Origin of the sequence: Chitinophaga sp. LS1, from assembly GCF_034274695.1 — a bacterium.
GTDB lineage: Bacteria > Bacteroidota > Bacteroidia > Chitinophagales > Chitinophagaceae > Chitinophaga.
In genome coordinates, this window is record NZ_CP128362.1 from 2,193,243 (window position 1) to 2,212,178 (window position 18,936).

Genomic DNA, 18,936 nt, shown 5'->3' on the forward strand with positions numbered 1-18,936 from the left:
AGTCCAACTCCTTTTGAAATACACCGGCATATGAAGAAAAAAAGAAAGACACTTTACAGAGTGATCATACCTCTTATTGTACTTGTCATTATTATTTGGGTCCTGCTGGCAAGCAGAAGATCTGAAGGTATCAAAGTTGCAACAGAACAAGCTGGTTATAAAGACATTATAGAAGTAGTGTCGGCCAGTGGCAAGATTTATCCAGAAACTGAAGTAAAGGTAAGCTCCGATGTATCCGGTGAAATTGTTGACCTGCCGGTCATAGAAGGAGACTCCGTTAGAAAAGGCCAGGTGCTGGTGAAGATCTATGCAGATGTATACGGCTCTATGAGGGACAAAGCGAATGCTGCCCTGAGTCAGGCGCAGGCGCAACAAGCCAATAGTGCTGCATCACTGGCTGCATACAAAGCCAAACTGGATCAGAACAAACTGGCTTATGATCGTAATAAAGAACTGTTGACACAGAAAGTAGTATCCCGCAGCGAGTTTGAAACTGCCGAAGGTACTTATCGCTCCGCCCTCGCAGATTACAATGCTGCTGTGGAGGCTGTAAATAGTAACCGCTTTGCGGTAGCCAGTGCCCGCGCTAGTTTGACAGAAGCAAATACCAACCTGAACAGAACTACGATCGTTGCTCCCATGAATGGTATCGTATCCCTGCTGCCAATGAAGAAAGGCGAGCGTGTGGTAGGTACCGCGCAGATGACGGGTACTGAAATCATGCGTATTGCAGATCTGAATACCATGGAAGTACAGGTAGATGTGGGAGAGAACGATATTCCCCGTGTAAAATATAATGATACAGCTATCATAGAAGTTGATGCCTATAATAACCGTAAGTTCAAAGGTATCGTAACCCAGATTGCCAGTTCCAGCAAAAATGCTGCGACCAGTACTGCTACCACCACATCCTCTGCTGACCAGGTGACGAATTATGTAGTACATATTCGCATCCTGCAGGAAAGTTACCAGGATCTGATTTCTGGTAAAAAGCCTTATCCTTTCCGCCCGGGTATGAGTGCTTCTGTAGATATTCAGACCCAGCGTAAAAATCATGTATTGTCTGTACCTATCAATGCTGTGACGACAAGAGAAAAGGATAGTACCAGCAGGAATGATAATAGCGAAATTGTCTTCATGCTGAAACCTGATAAGACAGTAAAGCAGGTATCTGTAACAACCGGTGTACAGGATGATAGTTATATTGAAGTGCTGACAGGTATTAAACTGGGAGATACGGTTGTGACTGCCCCTTATTCAGCTATTTCGAAAGATTTGGCAAACGATAAGAAAGTGAAGGTGGTACAGAAGAAAGACCTGTTTGAAACGACAAATAAATAACTACCGATAACTCTTTTTACGTAAAACGCTTCTGCCCTTTGAGCAGAAGCGTTTTTGTTTTATTAACAAATACTGGTCAGATCTTTGCATATTTGTTATAACATATAAATTATCTGAGCTTATCAGCGGAACTGTCAATATCATTGATGGTGGCTCATAGGTTATCTAATTATATTTTAGACGGAAACTACAACATTGGGCATATTCACTTGTTGGATATGCCCATTTACATTGAAGTTGTTTAGTCTTTATTGAATTGTCTTTATACAAACACGAAACCCAGGAATAGTTGATCTTTGTTTTGCGAACCAAAAGATACTACCCTGGGAATCATAAGCGAAGGTATAATAAGAAAATGGATATTGCCGCATTTAAGTATAGGAAAGCGAGGATATAAGTCAAAAGTGGATTTGGTGAAAGTAGTAAGCTTGATATTAAAACGGTTAAAAACGGGCTGTCAGTGGCGAGAATTAAGTATTAAAGAATATTTCCCCAATGGTGAAATTACGTGGCAAGGCGTGTATTACTACTTTAATAAATGGAGCAGCGATGGATCGTGGAAACTTATCTGGATAAATCTTTTAAAGGAAAATCGCCAAATCCTTGATTTGTCTTCGATTCAATTAGATGGAAGTCATACACCATCGAAGCGAGGAGGCTATGCAGTAGGCTATCAGGGTCGAAAATCATGCAAAACGAGTAATAGTTTGTTTTTGAGTGACAATCAAGGCCAGATACTTAGTGTAAGCGAGCCACAATCCGGCAATCACAATGATCTTTATAATATTGTTTCAACTTTTGAAGAAATGCTAACCACCCTCGAAGAGGCTACAATAAATACGAAAGGATTGTTCTTAAATGCAGATGCAGGATTTGATGGAGGAGAATTCAGAGAATACTGTATGGAAAAGGAATTGGAAGCTAATATCGCTACCAATTCCCGTAATAGCAAGCAAACCAGTGAGTCATATCAATACTTTGATGATCAATTATATAAAAGACGCTACAAGATCGAACAAGCAAATGCCTGGATGGATAGCTTCAAAGCATTAATAATTAGATTTGAAACAAAAGCGGCTAACTGGAGAGCATTACAATGGATCGCAATCTTAGTCCTCTTTTGTAAAAAATTAAAAGACTAAACAACTTCATTATTAAGTGATGATATCATGAAAAACTTAACATTGCCCAATGTTAATTTAATATTAATTTTATGTTATCACATTAAGCAAATATTTAAGAGGTTATGTCAAGTACCAAAACACCCAAAGCTGGTAAATCTACCAGCAAAGATGCCCGTCATGATATTGAGAAGAAGTTAGATCTACTGCTCATTGATTTAAAAAAAGACCTGGGAGACACAAAGTTCAAAAGTAGAATCAAGAAGGCTGCAAAGTTGTTGAGTAAAGGTGTTGAGAAAGCAAAGAAAAAGGCTATCACCGCTAAAAAGAAAACCAAGCCAGCAAAAGCTGTTAAGGCCAAAAAAGCGACAGCTGCCCCTGCAACAGCTGAATAAGTAACATTCATTTGTTACGACGCCCACTTATACAGTACGGACTGGTATATGTGGGCGTTCTAGTATATATTTAGGCCTTTTAAGTATGAAAAGGCTTGTCATATATTTCTTAAGCCTCCTGCCGTTGGCGGCAGCAGGTCAGCAAAGCAGTCAGGTGAATGTATTCCTTGGCTCATCCGGAGACCACGGGCAAATGTCCCCCGCAGCATCCTATCCTTTTAGTATGCTTAGCATAGGTCCGGAAACCTATCCATCTACCCACACCGGGTATGAGTATCTCGCAAAAGAATTTCTGGGGTTTACCCACAACCGTATGGAGGGCGTAGGCTGTCAGGGTTGTGGTGGTAACCTGCTGGTGCGCCCTTTCCTGGGTGATGCTCCTGCAAAAGCAGACCTGATTAAGGCTGCGGAAAAAGCATCGCCTGGGTATTATGCTGTGGCATTCAAAAATGGTATCGGTGCCTCATTTACCGTTTATAAAAATGCCGGCTTGCATCAGTACCAGTTTCCGACAGGTAAAAAAGGGTTGTTCATTGATCTCGGTTTTGCCCACGTAGGCCGCTTTGTGGCTGAGCAGCATACCATCAATGGCAATGCTGTAAGTGGATGGATTGAATCCCGTACTACCTGTAGCGCAGGCGTCTATCGCATTTACTACTACCTGGAAACAGAACAGCGAGTAACCTGGGACTCTACCGGCAATCACCAGTTGATCGCACGCGTGGGTAACGACACAAAGTTGCTCAATGTACGTGTGGCGCTTTCGGCCGTAGGCGAATCTTATGCAAAGGCATCGATCAACAATGGAGACTTTGAAACCCTGAAAGCAGCCAGTGACAAAGACTGGAATGCCATGCTGGGACATATCAAAGTGAAAGGTGATGCTGCCCGTGAGAAACTCTTCTATTCTTTATTCTATCGTTCTATTCAATCTCCTTATATAGTATCAGAACCAGATGGCAGTTATGCAGCTACTGATGGTACTTTGCAGAAGACAACCAGCAAGATTTACAATGGCTGGGCAATCTGGGATAACTATCGTGCACAATTACCTTTGTTGTCTATCGCATTTCCAGGTGAGTACCAGGATATGATGACTTCTATTGCAGGCTTGTATGCACATGGTAAAAAAGATATGGCGACCCTGCATGAACCAAGCATCACGGTTCGTACCGAACATGCAGAAGTGGTGCTGCTGGATGCATATCGCAAAGGCTATAAAGTAGACTTTAAAACCATCGCTGATTCACTGGAAAAAGAAGCGGCGAATTTGGATTTTGCACATCCGGATAAAGCGCTGGAATCTTCTTATGATCTCTGGGCGATGTCAGGCATCTTCAATGTGTTGAAGAACTCCCTGAAAGCAACTTCCTATCGTGAGCAGGCTGCTAATTACAAACAATACTGGACGAAAGATTTTCAGGACCTGACCCGTCGCGATGTAGATCAGATGCAGGCGAGAGGTTTGTACCAGGGCACTATCTGGCAGTATCGCTGGTTTGTACCTTTTGATATCAAGGGATTGATTGAGTTATGTGGTGGCGAAGCAAATTACATTGCACAGCTGGATGAATTCTTTGGTCATGATTATTACAACCATACCAATCAGCCGGATCTGCAGGCCCCTTTCCAGTACAATATGACTACACAGCCATGGAAGTCACAGGCACTTGTACATAAGATTGCCGTGGATACTATGATCCAGCATTACTTCAATGATAATAGCAGAGGCATCGGATCTGAAATCGATGTGATTTACAAGAACCAGCCTGCGGCTTATGCAAGAACGATGGACGATGATGCAGGAACAATGTCCAGCTGGTTTGTACTGGTATCTGCAGGTATTTTCCCGGCTTGTATTGGTGAACCAGTGTATTACCTGAATGTGCCTTTGTTCGAATCAGTAGAGTGGGAATGGAATGGTGGAAAGAAATTCCATGTACAGGTAAAGAATTTTGGAGAGAAGAACGTGTACATCCAACAGGTGTTGCTAAATGGAAAGCAGATAGATCGAAACTGGATTACGCAGGAGGAGATCACAAAAGGAGGGGAGCTCACCATTGTAGCCGGTGATAAACCCAATGAGAAACAGGGAATCGCCAATATTTACCTCACGAAATAATGAATAAAAAACGCTTTTGCCACCTGCAAAAGCGTTTTTTTATTGAAGTTCCTTTACTTTGCAGGATATTGGAGTACAGACCAAAAAGATACAGGGATGAAAGCAGGAATTATTGGTAGCGGCAGCTGGGCTACAGCCATGGCCAAAATATTAACGGACAATGGCAGACAGATCAACTGGTGGATCAGAAGTGAAGAGACGATCCGTTACATGCAGCAACGCCACCACAATAAACATTATCTCACATCTGTATACTTTGATACCAATCTGATACAGTTGAGCAATGACCTTGAAGCCGTAGTGGCGGCCAGCGATGTACTTGTACTGGCAGTACCTTCCGCCTTCCTGGAAGAAGTGCTTTTGCAATTACCGACGGATGCCCTGCAAGGGAAAAAGGTGATCAACGCTATCAAAGGTCTGGTGCCTGGCGCTAACCAACTCATCAACGAATACCTGGAAGATATCTTCAATCTTCCTTTAGATCAATACTTTACTATCACGGGTCCCTGCCATGCAGAAGAGGTTGCCAATGAAAAGCTTTCTTATCTTACCTTCTCTGGTCTGGAAGAAGATGCTGCTCAGCAAATGGCGGATCTTTTTACAAATAGTTATTTACAGACCATTGTCAACAAAGACGTGATTGGGGTACAATTGGCGGCTGTATTAAAGAATATCTATGCATTGGGTGCCGGTATTGCCCATGGCCTGGACTATGGAGACAACTTCCTCAGTGTATATATCACCAACTGCTTCAGAGAGATGCAGCAGTTCCTGGAAACTTATAGTCAGGACCATACAGAACCTGTAACAGAGCATAACTACAATGCCAGCGCCTACCTGGGCGATCTGTTGGTGACCTGCTATAGCCTCCATAGCCGTAATCGTACCTTTGGCAATATGATTGGTAAAGGATATAGCGTGAAGTCTGCACAGCTGGAGCTGAACATGATTGCCGAAGGGTACTATGCCAGTAAGTGTCTGAAAGAAATGAATGAGCAGGTGGGGGCCTATATGCCTGTGGCACAGGCGGTATTTTCCATATTATGGCAGCACCAGAATGCTGCGGAAGCATTTCTGGCGCTGGAAAAAGGTTTTATTTAGCGATAGCTATTTTCACTTTCTTATTCTTGATCTTTTGATTTTGTATGAGGTTCAGTACATGACTGGCCTTGCTCTTTCGTACTGCTACAAAAGAATAGTAATCTTTCACTTCAATTAAGCCGATATCTTCTTTCTTCAGTTCACCCCTGTTGCTCAGGAAGCCTACGATATCTATCTTATTCACCTTGTCCTTCTTGCCGGCGCCTATAAAAAAGGTCGTCCATTTTGGCTTTTCAGGAATTTCATAATCACCTTCTACAGAGATCAGTGTCACCTCTTCGGAGATATAATCCGGCAGGTGCTCATCAGGGCCGATGATCAGGATGGCGGTGCCACTGGCATCCATTCTGGCTGTACGACCGTTTCTGTGGGTAAAGATCGCTTCTGTGGTAGGCAGGTGATAATGAATGATGTAACGGATGTTAGGAATATCCAATCCTCTTGCTGCCAGGTCGGTAGTGACGAGGAGGTTGGAGGAGCCATTTCTGAATTTGGCGAGCGCCGCTTCTCTTTCGTGCTGCTCCATGGCGCCATGGTAGAATACGCTTACCAGACCTTTATCCTTGAGCAGGGAGTTGGTACGTTCTACAGCATCACGGTGGTTACAGAAGATGATGGTAGAGCGGTTACCCAGTTTGCAGACAAGCTCGAACAGGGTGTCGAGTTTATCTTTTTCAGGGCTCTCCAGGTACTGAATAGCCAGGGCAGGAGCGGGTTCTCCACTCAGGAAATCCAGCGTTACCGGATTTTCCATGTTTACAAATTCAGGTATTTCTACAGTGTCGGTAGCAGAGGTGAGCAGGCGCTTTTTCAGTCCGGTGAGTCCGGTGAGGATGAATTCCAGTTCATCTACAAAACCCAGTTCCAGCGACTTGTCAAACTCGTCCAGTACCAGCATTTTGATAGTCTCAGGTTTGATATTCTCCCTACGGATGTGGTCTCCCAGTCTGCCAGGGGTACCAACTATGAGGGCAGGTGCTTCCTGGAGGTTATTTTCTTCCGTCTCTCTCTTATGGCCACCATAGCAGCAGGTGATTTTTACACCTGTACGCATATTTTTCCACACATTTTCGATCTGAAGGGCCAGTTCTCTGGAAGGCACGACGATCAGGGCCTGGGTACCGGATACTGTTTTGTCCAGTGATTCCAGTATAGGTATTAAGAAGCCCAGGGTCTTACCAGAGCCGGTGTCTGAGAGCAGGATGACATTGTCTGCTTCCTGATTTGCCTTGATAGATGCCTCTTGCATCTCATTTAGCGCATCGATCTGGAGCGCAGAGAGGATATTTTCGTATACATTTTGCATTGCGGGGCAAAAGTACGGTAAGTTATTCAAACGCTATTGAGCGGAAGGCTCGGGGCCGAAATAGTTCCGGATCATCCATTCAATATGTTCAGAAAGACCGGCCTCAGTAATAGCCGGACCCGCCGACTGAGAAAGTATATTGTCTTTGTCAAAGGTGTATTCCAGCACTTCTCCTTTCATAACTACAAGATATTTTTTCTCTTTGGCTTTTTTACGCAGGGATATTTTCCTGCTGACCCCGTTGACTGTAATACTACAAGCAAGCGTGCGCATGTGAAGATTGAGGTTTTAGATGAATAAAGAATAGCGGTTTTCACAGAATAACTGATAGCGCTAGCCTGGCTATTATTTTAGCCAGGCAGTCGCCTCAAGAACCTGTTAATAAAATGTATAATTAAATGATGATGAGCCTGCTCACAGGCAGCGTCTGAATTAGCTTTTCGTCGTCTGAGTCAAATGTAGCGTCTTGATCTCAGAATATTGTGAACGCCATGTTAATGAAAAAAAATAGTCGATCGCCTAAAAAGCCTGGTTGACTATAACCAAGCTATATCATAAACAGGTCATTATAAGGACACCAAAAGGGCACCTCATTATCGCCGGGATAATGAGGTGCCCTTTTGGTGCCCTGTTAGTACCCTTATCGTACTAATGATATGCTATAGGAATAGGCATAAAAAAGATTGTCCCGGGTTCGCACCCAGGACAATAAACTAAAACAACAGCTATGAATGAAAAAAATGTTATGCTTCATAGATAACGGTTTCAATTACCATACCACGGGGTCCAACCCTTGATTCCACACTTCTGCCCCGGGAATTGGGGTAACAGGGATCATGAATTGTGGAAATAATTCCACACATTTGTATAGAATATCTTGCAGAAGCTGCCACAGGCATAATGGATTGATATTTGGAACTACTATACTGAAAAAGGAGCGGGAAATAGGTGAAGTGCGAGTTGAAGCCAAAGGATCCTCCTATTTTTTTGATAATCAATTTATTAATGGAACAAGTGTAAGCATGGTACAGCATATTAAACCGGATGTGGGACCCACATCCGACACAGTATATACGCACGAGGGGATGAACAAGTCATTTATTCTGATTATTGACGATGAACCGGATATCTGTAAACTATTACAGTTGAGTCTTGTTAAACATGGATATAATGTAAAATATGTGCATTCACTCACAGAGGGAACGCAGTATTTGCAGCAGCAACAACCGGATTTGCTCTTCCTGGATATCCATCTGCCAGATGGGTCGGGATTGGAAGCATTACCTGGTATTAAGAAAAAATGTCCAGCCCTGCCAGTCGTTACCATTAGCGCTTATGATAATGGTATGGAAAAACAGAAAGCACTCAAGGCCGGCGCCAGTTACTTCCTCGCCAAGCCATTCAATGTAAAAAGCCTGGATGAGCTGATGCTTAACGTGTTAAGCAGATAATGCGTAGCAATGAAAGGTATTAATTAGTAAATTTAAAAAAGCTGTTGTTCTAACACCACATATAACTTTTATGAGAAATATTCTGATTATAGACGATGAGATCAATATTTGTACACTGCTTAGTAAGTTTCTGGGCAAACACGGTTTCAAAGTAGATACTACTATGAGCGGTGCCACTGCGCTGAAAATGATGAAGGAGAAAGCATTTGATCTGGTGTTGTGTGACTATCGTTTAAAGGATACAGATGGTGCTCAGTTATTACAGGACATATTGCAAATCAATCCCCGTACAATCGTGATCATCATCACCGGTTATACCGATGTAAGGGTCGCAGTAGATATGGTGAAGAATGGTGCTTATGATTACTTATCAAAACCATTGTATCCGGACGAAATCCTCAACCTTGTACATAAAGCCTTCGCGCACATGGATTCCGAACGCGAAAGGGAAAATTCTATGCCTGCCAGAACTTACAATGGCAGTGTAGGAGAAAGACCTGCCGCTGCTGCGCTTGCAGATGTACAAAATGGCGAGATGCTCGATAAGAGTAATAAATATGTATATGGAGAAAGTGCTGGTGCACGCGAACTAATCCGTCAGATTAAGCTCGTAGCACCTACCGATTATAGTACTATCATATTTGGTGAAACAGGTACGGGTAAAGAATCTGTTGCCCACCTCATTCACCACCATAGTAAACGTCATTCCCAACCTTTTGTAGCACTGGACTGCGGAAGCCTTTCGAAAGAACTGGCTGCAAGTGAATTGTTCGGCCACGAAAAAGGAGCTTTCACCGGTGCGATCAATACCAAGATCGGCGCCTTTGAACAGGCACATGGCGGTACGCTCTTCCTTGATGAAGTGGCAAATCTTTCTTACGATATACAGGTAGCCCTGCTGCGTGTGATCCAGGAAAAAGTGATCCGTCGTGTAGGTAACCTGAAGGAAATTCCGATTGATGTGCGCATCATCGTAGCGAGCAACGAGAAGCTGTCTGAATCTGTACAGAAAGGCCGTTTCCGTGAAGACCTTTTCCATCGCTTCAATGAGTTCACCATTTATATTCCGCCATTGCGTGAGAGAGTAGAAGATCTGTCTTTATTTGTAGATGCTTTCATGCGTCAGGTAGAAAGAGAACTGCAAAAGAACTGTGGTAAGATTACTCATGAAGTATGGGATTGCTTCAACCGTTACAACTGGCCAGGTAATATCCGCGAACTGAAAAACGTGATTCGCCGCGCCTGCCTGTTAACACCGGAACATGAAGATATCACGCTGTCTACATTGCCGCTGGAAATGAAAGAATCATTCTCCCAACAACCATCTTATGAAGAAGATCATCAGGTGAATATGTCAGGTGAACTGATTTCTATTACCAACGAAAATGATCTGAAAACAGTCGCATTGCAGGCTGAATACAATAAGATCATCAATGTACTCAAAGAGGTAAAATACAATAAAACGAAGGCCGCGCAGCTGTTGAATATTGACAGGAAAACCCTGTACAACAAGCTCCGGTTACTGAATATAAATTATTGATCAATATAGTGTTTGTTTATAGTTTATTGTGGGGCGCTTTATAGCGCCCCTTTTTTGTTTTTTCAACAGGTATATTATTTGCCTTACTAAAGTACAAATACAACATCATGAAAGCGCAACAAGGGAATGGAGATTTTTTTGAGAAATTTTCAAGCAAAGTCAGTCATATCACAGGTTCGCCGGGAGCGTTCTTCCTGGCCCTGTTAGCAATAGTTATCTGGGGAATTACGGGACCGGTATTTCATTATTCCGATACATGGCAGCTGGTCATCAATACGGGTACTACTATCATCACATTTCTAATGGTGTTCGTAATACAAAAGTCACAGAATAAAGATTCCAAATCATTACAGTTAAAACTGAATGAATTAATTGCAGCCAATAAAATGGCGAGTAATCGCCTTATTGTGGTCGAAGATTTATCAGAAGAAGAACTGGATACCCTGCATAAATATTATTGTAAGCTGGCGGAGGAAACGAAGAAGAAGATGTCGATGAAAGAGTCACACTCTGTAGAAGAGGCAATCGAAAATGCAGATGAAAAGATAGACGTGGAAGAAAAAAAATAAGGCCGGATCACTATAAAGTCTCCGGCCTTTTTATGTGATTAGTTAGCGGGCAAAACGACCGTAAATACACTGCCTTTATCAATCTCACTTTCTACATGTACGGTTCCTTTATGGTTCATTATAATATTTTGTGTACTTGTTAACCCCAGGCCGGTACCTTTCGGTTTGTTAGTAAAGAAGGGGTCAAACAGCCTCATTTTCGTCTCTTCAGGTATGCCTGGACCATTATCACTGATCATGATAATCGCCTTGTCTTTCAGGCGCTCTGTATTAATTGTGAGTACGCCCTTACCTGGTGTCATCGCCTCAATAGCATTAATGATGATGTTGAGTAATGCAATGATTACTTTTTCTTCATCAGCAGGAACCATGATGTCGGGGTAAATGTATTCCTTATTGACTTTTATTTCATTCAGTTGCAACCTGTCTTTCGCCAGCAGCAATGCTTTTTCTGTTAGTTCATTTGCACCATGTGCATGGATGTTCAGCTCTATCATACGGGTAGAACTGAGCAGTTCGGTAATAAGCTGATTGATGCGGGTACAGTTGCGCTCAATGATATCTACATATACCTGGCTTTCTTCCACACTCACCGGTTCACCTTTGAACTGGCTTACGGCAAGCAGGATATTGGTGAGCGGATTTCTTACCTCATGAGCAATCACGCGGGCAATACGGCCGGTGACGATGAACTTCTGTTGCTGCTGCTTTTCAAGTTCTTCTCTTTTTCGCTCGGTGATATCCTGTGCAATACAGAGGAAGATCTGTTCTGCTTCGTCCAGCATCACTGCGCTGACCATTACATCCAGTTTTTTACCTTCCTTGGTCACGAAGTTATACTCTGTTTGCAGACTACTGTCTTCTCCACAGATTTGGTCGAAGAAGTGGCGGCTTTGTTCTTCCTGGAAAAATAGTTTTTTCAAATTCATCTGCAGGAATTCTTCCTTGCTATACAGCAGGGTCCTGATGGCTGCGGGGTTTGCATCGATGACGTTCTTGTCACAATCTGCGAGTATGATGAGGTCGTGTGCTTTTTCAAACACACTAAAGTATTTTTTTTCTTTTTCCTCGATGGTGCGCAGGTGGCGGGCCTCATCCAGGGCATAGCGGATGGAGCGTTCCAGGAGGTCAGCACTGATTTCTCCTTTTACGAGGTAGTCAGAGGCACCTGCCTGCATCGCCTCCTTATCTATACTGTAATCCCCTTTACCCGTGAGCATAATCACAGGTGCCTTGTATTGCAGCTGTTGGAAGTGATGGAGGATGTCGATACCTGTATATGGTCCCAGGCGATAATCTACGAGGTAGATATCATGCTTTTTCCGCTCTACTTCCTCTACTGCTTTTGAGTAAGTAGGTGCCCAGGCCAGATCGTACTGACCCGGAGAGATGTCCTGCAATAACTGGCTTACCAGATAAAAGTCATCTTCGTCATCATCGATCATCAATATGTGAACAGGTTGATCAGTCATTCTTAAATGTTTGGCAGTTCTGCAATTTCGAACCAATATTTACTTAATATACTGGTAAATTCTACGAGACCTGAAAAAGTTACCGGTTTGATGATATAACTATTTACACCCAGCTCGTAGCTCTTAGCAATATCCTTTTCTTCCATGGAGGTAGTAAGAATGATAACAGGTATACATTTTAATAAGGGATCAGCCTTTACCTCTTTTAATGCCTCACGACCATCCTTCTTGGGCATATTGAGGTCCAGCAGTATGATGTGTGGAAGTGGGTGTAGCGTTTCATCCGCATACCGCCCACTCCGCTTCAGGTAGAGCAACAGCTCTTCCCCGTTTTCCACGAAGCTAATCTGATGATCTGTACTGTTTTCTTCAAAAGCGGCCTTGATCAGTTCCCGGTCGTCTGCATCATCATCAGCAATAAGGATGCTAATTTTTCCGGCAGGCTTAATACTGCTCATCCTGATGGGTTTGGGTAAGTGGTAATATAACTATAAACCTGGCGCCCTTGCCTGCTTCTCCATAAGCTTTGATGTAACCATGATGACTGTCTGTGATTTTTTTACAGATAGCCAGGCCAATACCAGTCCCTGAGTATTCGCTCATGCCATGTAACCGCTGAAAAAGCAAAAAGATGCGCTCGGCATAGGCCGGTTCAAATCCTATACCATTATCTTCAAATGAAAGGCGGCAGAAGGTATCTTCCAGTTGATTTTCTCTTATGGGGACGTCCAGTGCAGCACCTTTTAGGAGCTGATAACGGATATTGATTGCCAGTTGCCGCTCTGGGCTGGCGAACTTAATTGCATTTGTCAGAATGTTCTGAATAAGCTGTTGCAAAGAGGTGGGGTTGCCTTCTATTGCAGGCAGCACTTCTGAATGAATAGTCCCTTTCTTTTCCTGGAGGCTTTCTTCCAGGTCACTGCTTACCTGTTGAAGCAGGGTATTCAGGTCTGTTTTTACAATATTCTCAGGGGTAATGCGGCCTGCTCTTGAAAAAAGCAGCAGGTCATTGATCAATACCCGCATCCGGGCCACAGCGCCTCCCATTCGTTCCAATAGCTCATTGGCTTCAGTGGGGAGTTGAGAGCCGTATTTCATTTGCAACCGGTCGCTGAAGGTAGAGATCTTGCGCAAAGGTTCCTGCAGGTCATGACTGGCTACATAGGCGAATTGTTCCAGTTCTTCGTTGGATTTATTTAACAGACTGATGTTTTGTTGCAGGTCCCGCTGGTAAGATTTTAATCTTGATTCAATGTGTAATTGCAAGCGATATTCCCGTGTAAGGGTCAAATAGGAATAGATACCTATGAAGATGGCAATGAGTGAAGAAATAAATATAGCAGGCACCCATATCATAGAATAGAATCGCTGCATCTCTGATTTTTCGGGCAGGTGTTGTTCTTCGATCTTCATCATATCCTGTACTTTCCGGTCTATCTTATCCATTGATTTTTCACCTTCCTGTACAGAGGAAGTGTCTTTCCGGAAAGAACGCCATTTGGTTTCGCCGGCGGCGAGTTGTTTGTATTTATTATCCAGGAGTTGTTTCAGGGTATCAAGGTGTAGCTGTTGTTGCGGCGAACCTTTTGTCACCTGGCGCAGATGCAGGTATTCTTCTTCAATCTTGATGCTACGTTCCTGCATACTGGGACGCAGGAAGGCAGTGTCCCTGGTGATGCTAAAACCGCGGATTGCAGCTTCCGCATCTTTTACCTGCTTGGTGATTACTTCCAGCCTTTTGGATACTTCAATGGTGTGGTTCATCCATCTAGCATTATCAAGCAGGTTCTTAGTAACAATATAAGAGCAAACAGAAGCAATGATCATTACAGTAGCAGCTATAAAAAATCCTGCTCGTAGCTTTTTCTGAACCGGGATATGCATAGTAGTTTATTCGACAGCATTCGAATGTACTAAAAAGTTCCGGGTTACGAAGCGGAAACAAATTCTACAATATGAAATCACTTGTCTACACCATGTGCAGCCGTGGCTGCTGTATGAAAAAATATAGCTGTGAACGTTGGTGATATGCCTATGAAACTATTTGTGGTGAAGGATTATGGGTAAATCAGTATTGAGTTTTATGCATCAAAATCTGGCACCGGGAATGAACTTTGTTTTTATTTCTGTAAAAACTGATCATCATGATACACGATACAATATTCGCAGGTGATCTGCCTCCTGGAGGCGTACCTGAAAAACAACCCATACAAACACCTCCAACGAACCCAAACCCCGCTCCTGGTCCGGAGATCACACCTCCGCCATCACCCCAGGGGCCAGAAAGAAATCCGGTTCCGAACGAGGTGCCTGATCATGACACACATCGTACTCCACCTAATCCTAAAGCATAAAACTCTAAAAAGTTATGGCAACGACTACCAAAAAAAAGGCAGCATCAAAAAGCGCCATGCCTGAATCAAAATTCCATAAGCTCTTCATGGATGAGCTGAAAGATATTTATTGGGCTGAAAAAAATCTTGTAAAGGCACTGGGCAAAATGGCTAAAGCAGCCACTTCCCAGGAACTGATCAATGCTATTATTGATCACCAGGAGCAAACTAAAGGACATGTCGAAAGACTGGAACAGGTATTCGAAATGCTCGGACAAGCACCAAGAGCCAAGAAATGCGAAGCCATGGAAGGCCTGATCGCAGAAGGTCAGGAAGTAGTAGAAGATACAGAAGAAGATACAGCAGTAAGAGATGCAGGTATCATCATCTGTTCCCAGAAAATTGAACACTACGAAATCTCAGCTTATGGTAGCCTGCGTACACTCGCACATATCATGGGACATGATGATGTAGCATCTGTGCTGGAGCAGACACTGGGCGAAGAAAAAGAAGCAGACAGTCTGCTCACACAAATAGCAGAATCTTCTATCAATGAAGAAGCTGCAGCAGAATAGTTTTTCTTACTAATCATTGAAAACCCTCAGGCTCCTGCATTGTAAAATGTATGGAGCCTTTTTAAAAGGTTAAATTATGGATGTAGTAGCAGAAGCAATGGCTACCGCAAAAGCAGTGAAATTGAGATATGTAAGATCTGGTACCGCCGGTTATTCCCGTGTAAAAACAAGAAGTGGTTTTTACTACCAGGATCAGTATGGTGCGAAAATTACTGATGATGATATATTGCATCGCATCAGGGGATTAGTAATTCCACCCGCCTGGCAGGAAGTATGGATCTCTCCTTATCCGAATGGTCACTTGCAGGCTACTGGCATCGATGCCATGGGCAGAAGACAATACCGCTATCATTCTACCTGGGCTAAGGTGCGCAACGAAACCAAGTACGACCGCCTGCTACATTTTGGGGAGAAACTACCGCAATTGCGCCACCATATGGATGAGGCACTGAAAAAGAAAACACTCGACAAGGGAAAAGTGATCGCCATTGCCCTCAGTGTTATGCAGGAAACACTGATCCGTGTAGGCAATGTAGCTTATGAAAAATTGTATGGCTCCTATGGCCTGACCACATTGCGTGATCAACATGTGAAAATAAGTGGCGGAACGGCTTTCTTCAAGTTTAAAGGCAAAAAAGGTGTAATGCATCAGATCACACTTAAGCATCGCCAACTTGCCAGATTGCTGCAGAAAGTAAGAGATATTCCCGGCCAGGAATTGTTTCAATACTATGAAGCAGGAGAACATAAATCCCTCGACTCCGGCGATATTAACGAATACCTGAAGCTCTGGACAGGAGAAGACTTTACCTGCAAGGATTTTCGTACCTGGTCAGGTACCCTGCATGCATTAAACCTCCTGGCAGATCTGACGCCTTTTGAGTCGCAACATGAGTGCAAACAAAACCTGGTGAGTATTATCGATAGTGTAGCGGGAAAACTGGGGAATACCAGGGCCGTGTGTAAGAAATATTACATCCATCCACGTCTTGCAGAAGCTTATGAACAATGTAAGCTTCGTCCGTATCTGGATGCCTTGAAAGCCGGCCGGGAAAAGGTTCCTAAAGATGGGTTACACAATGATGAGAGAGTGCTGTTGAAATTTATGAAAGACGGACGATCGTAAATAACAATCGTCCGCCAGTCAATAAGTTTTAGTAGTTATTAATTTAAGCAAAGATCATTTGATCTTCTCTGTCCTCTACCGGTATTTTCTGGATAAATTCATCAAACCCTGATTCTTCGTGCGTACTATAAGCCCCATAAGCATCCAGAACATACCCAATTTCTCCTTCCTTGTCTTCTATGAGATACAATACCGACATATCACCGGGATCTGACTCCCCTTCAAATCGGTAGGTTTTTATGATCTTCAACTCATCAGGGTTGTAGATCTTTTGTTTTTCTTTATTCTGCAAGCGGCCATGGTCACTCATTACCAACTCATGATCCAGACCCTTAGTGTGCAATTTTTCTAACACTCTGGTAAGTGTTGTCATTTCACCTGGCTTTTCCATAAACAAAGGTTTTTATAGATTAAAAATCCAAAAGCCGTGCCATGGCATATCCTTTGGATGCCAATACAAGTATAAATCAATTATTATGAGAGCAATATGGTCAGGAACTATCGGCTTCGGGCTGGTCAATATTCCGGTGAAACTGTACAGCGCAGTCAAAGACAGCAGGCTCGACCTTGATATGCTTGACAAGCGTGATCAGGCACACATAAAATTTCACCGGGTAAATGAAGACACAGGTAAAGAAGTACCATGGGACAAAATAGTAAAAGGATACCTGTACAATGATGAATACATTATACTGGAAGATGAAGATTTCGAGGCGGCAAGTCCTGAAAAAACAAAGATGATCACCATTGAATCTTTTGTAGAGGAAACTGAGATTGATGATATTTATTTCGAGACACCCTACTTTATAGAACCGGAAAAATCAGGTACGAAAGCATATGCATTATTGCTGAAAACGCTGGAACAAACAGGAAAAGCCGGTATCGGCAGATTTGTGTTGCGCACCAGTGAGCATATTGTAGTGATCCGCCCACGGGATAATTATTTACTATTGCATCAACTCCGTTTCCAGGAAGAAATTCGCACACCTGAGGAGCTGACATTACCTGCTACCAGGATTCAGAAGAAAGAGCTGGATATGGCTGTAAAGCTGGTTGAAAGTTATACGACAGAATTTGACATCAGTCAGTTCAAAGACGAATACCATGCAGAGCTGCTGAAAATTATCAAACAAAAAGCGAGTGGTAAGAAGCGTGCGGTGAAGAAAATGAAAGTGGTGCATACAAAGAGTACAGACCTGTTTAGTCAGCTGAAAGCCAGTCTGGGTAGTGGAGGTAAGCGGGCATCATGATGATTGATTACAGTAACCAACCCAGTACCAGACAGGCAAGTACGATAAATGGAGAGGGGAGACGTGAGAATGCCAATATTGCCAGTGTGCTCAGGGCGATCGCAATATTGTACCATGTGTGCGGTATGGCCATAAATAACATGAAGGTCGCAGCCCACATGATACCTACCACAGCGGCATTGATACCTTCCAATGCACGATAGATGACTACATATTTCTTCAGATTGGTCCAGATTGGAAAGAAGAATAAAACCAGCAGCAAGCTGGGTAAAAAGATAGCGATTGGCGCCAGCATACATCCCAGCAACTGATACCCCGGTCCCAGGTTGCGCATTACCATTCCCCCCACATAAGCAGTGATAGAGAATGTAGGTCCTGGCAAGGCCCGCATAATACCTGCACCTGTCAGTAACTCCTCAGCACTCATAAATGCCGATTTTGCACGGGTTACATATTGTTCCAGCATCATTGCAATCAATATATCGCCACCACCAAATACAAGGCTGCCGAAACGATAAAAGTTTTCAAACAGGTTGAACGGACGACGGGTAATCCAGTTGTGCGTACGGGCCACTTCAGAGAATAGACCTGCGAGTATAAAGAGAGTGGCAAACAACCAGATATTGGTCCATTGGATTTTTTTAGGCTGGTCAGGAATATCAGGAATACGCTTGTTACTGAAGTTAGAGACAATACCACCAAGGATGATCAGTGCGGGGAATGTCCATGGAGACTTCAGGTAGATGGCCGTGAGTAAGGCTACCACCATGATGATGAAAGTAGCCAGGTTACGGATACTGATACTGAAAGCCCGGAAACTGCCATAAATGAGGAAGCCTACCGCCATGGGTTGTACATACTTAAAAATGTCTGTATGCAGGGCTTTCTGATCAAAGTATTGTAAGAGGAAACTAAGAGATCCCATCAGGAAACAGGCTGGTGCAATCCATATGAGCAGGGTGACGACTGCCAGTGGTACCCCTCCACGTTTGTAGCCGATGAGGGTGAGGGTCTGGGAAGAAGAAGCTCCGGGGAGCAGCTGACAGAACGCATTATATTCCATCAACTCCTGCTCTGTCACATCTTTTCTTTGCTGCACGAATGTCTTCAACATCATAGCCAGGTGACCTTGCGGGCCACCATAGGCTGTTAAACTGTGTAAAAAAACAGCCCGCAGGAACGGAATATGACGAAGAAACACTATGCGGGAAATTACGGCTGCCCGAATTTCATT

Annotated in this window: 19 protein-coding genes; 12 read left to right on the top strand and 7 right to left on the bottom strand. The window is 43.4% G+C overall.

The genetic code is table 11. From position 1 onward, the window contains the following. Window positions 1–30: 30 nt before the first annotated feature. The 5 genes from QQL36_RS09135 to QQL36_RS09155 all read left to right on the top strand — a co-directional run bounded on the left by QQL36_RS09135 (window position 31) and on the right by QQL36_RS09155 (window position 6,080). Complete coding sequence (locus tag QQL36_RS09135) at window positions 31–1,341, top strand: efflux RND transporter periplasmic adaptor subunit (protein ID WP_083723269.1); 1,311 nt, start codon at window positions 31–33, stop codon at window positions 1,339–1,341. Between the two features lie 296 nt (window positions 1,342–1,637). Continuing rightward, window positions 1,638–2,483: a transposase gene (locus QQL36_RS09140; RefSeq protein ID WP_220388919.1), complete on the top strand. Its 846-nt coding sequence runs from the start codon at window positions 1,638–1,640 to the stop codon at window positions 2,481–2,483. 104 nt (window positions 2,484–2,587) lie between these two features. Further along, window positions 2,588–2,857: a hypothetical protein gene (locus QQL36_RS09145; RefSeq protein WP_083723268.1), complete on the top strand. Its 270-nt coding sequence runs from the start codon at window positions 2,588–2,590 to the stop codon at window positions 2,855–2,857. A gap of 85 nt (window positions 2,858–2,942) precedes the next feature. After that, window positions 2,943–4,979, top strand: coding sequence for a glycoside hydrolase domain-containing protein (locus tag QQL36_RS09150; RefSeq protein WP_321569573.1), 2,037 nt, complete (start codon window positions 2,943–2,945; stop codon window positions 4,977–4,979). A 96-nt stretch (window positions 4,980–5,075) separates the two neighbouring features. Next, on the top strand, window positions 5,076–6,080 hold the full coding sequence (locus QQL36_RS09155) for an NAD(P)H-dependent glycerol-3-phosphate dehydrogenase (protein WP_321569574.1): 1,005 nt from the start codon (window positions 5,076–5,078) through the stop codon (window positions 6,078–6,080). On the opposite strand, the gene QQL36_RS09160 is transcribed toward QQL36_RS09155, so the two are convergent. Both QQL36_RS09160 and QQL36_RS09165 read right to left on the bottom strand, forming a co-directional pair. Further along, the gene (locus tag QQL36_RS09160) at window positions 6,073–7,386 is read right to left on the bottom strand and encodes a DEAD/DEAH box helicase (RefSeq protein WP_083723266.1); all 1,314 of its coding nucleotides are present in this window, start codon (window positions 7,384–7,386) and stop codon (window positions 6,073–6,075) included. The genes QQL36_RS09155 and QQL36_RS09160 overlap by 8 nt on opposite strands. 33 nt (window positions 7,387–7,419) lie before the next feature. Further along, complete coding sequence (locus tag QQL36_RS09165; protein ID WP_083723265.1) at window positions 7,420–7,659, bottom strand: hypothetical protein; 240 nt, start codon at window positions 7,657–7,659, stop codon at window positions 7,420–7,422. A 749-nt stretch (window positions 7,660–8,408) separates the two neighbouring features. Between QQL36_RS09165 and QQL36_RS09170 the strand changes: the two genes are divergently transcribed. The 3 genes from QQL36_RS09170 (at window position 8,409) to QQL36_RS09180 (ending at window position 10,946) form a co-directional block, all read left to right on the top strand. Continuing rightward, window positions 8,409–8,837 carry a response regulator gene (locus QQL36_RS09170; protein WP_083723264.1) on the top strand — a complete coding sequence of 143 codons (429 nt, stop codon included), beginning with the start codon at window positions 8,409–8,411 and terminating at the stop codon, window positions 8,835–8,837. A gap of 70 nt (window positions 8,838–8,907) precedes the next feature. Continuing rightward, entirely contained in the window at window positions 8,908–10,377 is a 1,470-nt protein-coding gene (locus QQL36_RS09175; protein WP_083723263.1) for a sigma-54-dependent transcriptional regulator, read from the top strand. 107 nt (window positions 10,378–10,484) lie between these two features. Beyond that, the gene (locus tag QQL36_RS09180; protein ID WP_083723262.1) at window positions 10,485–10,946 is read left to right on the top strand and encodes a low affinity iron permease family protein; all 462 of its coding nucleotides are present in this window, start codon (window positions 10,485–10,487) and stop codon (window positions 10,944–10,946) included. A 38-nt stretch (window positions 10,947–10,984) separates the two neighbouring features. Here the strand turns inward: QQL36_RS09180 and QQL36_RS09185 are convergent, their stop codons facing one another. Genes QQL36_RS09185 through QQL36_RS09195 form a run of 3 tightly spaced genes read right to left on the bottom strand, consistent with a single transcriptional unit; the run spans window position 10,985 to window position 14,182 of the window. Next, window positions 10,985–12,418, bottom strand: coding sequence for a hybrid sensor histidine kinase/response regulator (locus QQL36_RS09185; RefSeq protein WP_083723261.1), 1,434 nt, complete (start codon window positions 12,416–12,418; stop codon window positions 10,985–10,987). Window positions 12,419–12,420: 2 nt separating this feature from the next. Next, a complete protein-coding gene (locus tag QQL36_RS09190; RefSeq protein WP_083723260.1) occupies window positions 12,421–12,876 on the bottom strand; it encodes a response regulator in 456 nt (151 codons plus the stop codon). Further along, the gene (locus QQL36_RS09195; protein WP_321569575.1) at window positions 12,863–14,182 is read right to left on the bottom strand and encodes an ATP-binding protein; all 1,320 of its coding nucleotides are present in this window, start codon (window positions 14,180–14,182) and stop codon (window positions 12,863–12,865) included. The genes QQL36_RS09190 and QQL36_RS09195 overlap by 14 nt, the downstream gene beginning before the upstream one ends. Window positions 14,183–14,562: 380 nt before the next feature. Here QQL36_RS09195 and QQL36_RS09200 point away from each other — a divergent pair, with 380 nt between their 5' ends. From QQL36_RS09200 to QQL36_RS09210, 3 genes are all read left to right on the top strand, one after another. Continuing rightward, a complete protein-coding gene (locus QQL36_RS09200) occupies window positions 14,563–14,772 on the top strand; it encodes a hypothetical protein (protein ID WP_321569576.1) in 210 nt (69 codons plus the stop codon). A gap of 14 nt (window positions 14,773–14,786) precedes the next feature. Next, window positions 14,787–15,326, top strand: coding sequence for a ferritin-like domain-containing protein (locus tag QQL36_RS09205; protein ID WP_083723257.1), 540 nt, complete (start codon window positions 14,787–14,789; stop codon window positions 15,324–15,326). 76 nt (window positions 15,327–15,402) lie between these two features. Next, complete coding sequence (locus tag QQL36_RS09210; protein ID WP_321569577.1) at window positions 15,403–16,452, top strand: DNA topoisomerase IB; 1,050 nt, start codon at window positions 15,403–15,405, stop codon at window positions 16,450–16,452. A gap of 43 nt (window positions 16,453–16,495) precedes the next feature. Here QQL36_RS09210 and QQL36_RS09215 read toward each other — a convergent pair whose 3' ends face one another. Beyond that, the gene (locus QQL36_RS09215) at window positions 16,496–16,843 is read right to left on the bottom strand and encodes a hypothetical protein (protein ID WP_083723255.1); all 348 of its coding nucleotides are present in this window, start codon (window positions 16,841–16,843) and stop codon (window positions 16,496–16,498) included. 85 nt (window positions 16,844–16,928) lie between these two features. Here QQL36_RS09215 and QQL36_RS09220 point away from each other — a divergent pair, with 85 nt between their 5' ends. Further along, on the top strand, window positions 16,929–17,702 hold the full coding sequence (locus QQL36_RS09220) for a Ku protein (protein ID WP_083723254.1): 774 nt from the start codon (window positions 16,929–16,931) through the stop codon (window positions 17,700–17,702). A 7-nt stretch (window positions 17,703–17,709) separates the two neighbouring features. On the opposite strand, the gene chrA is transcribed toward QQL36_RS09220, so the two are convergent. Beyond that, the gene (gene chrA, locus QQL36_RS09225) at window positions 17,710–18,903 is read right to left on the bottom strand and encodes a chromate efflux transporter (RefSeq protein WP_321569578.1); all 1,194 of its coding nucleotides are present in this window, start codon (window positions 18,901–18,903) and stop codon (window positions 17,710–17,712) included. Window positions 18,904–18,936 lie beyond the last annotated feature (33 nt).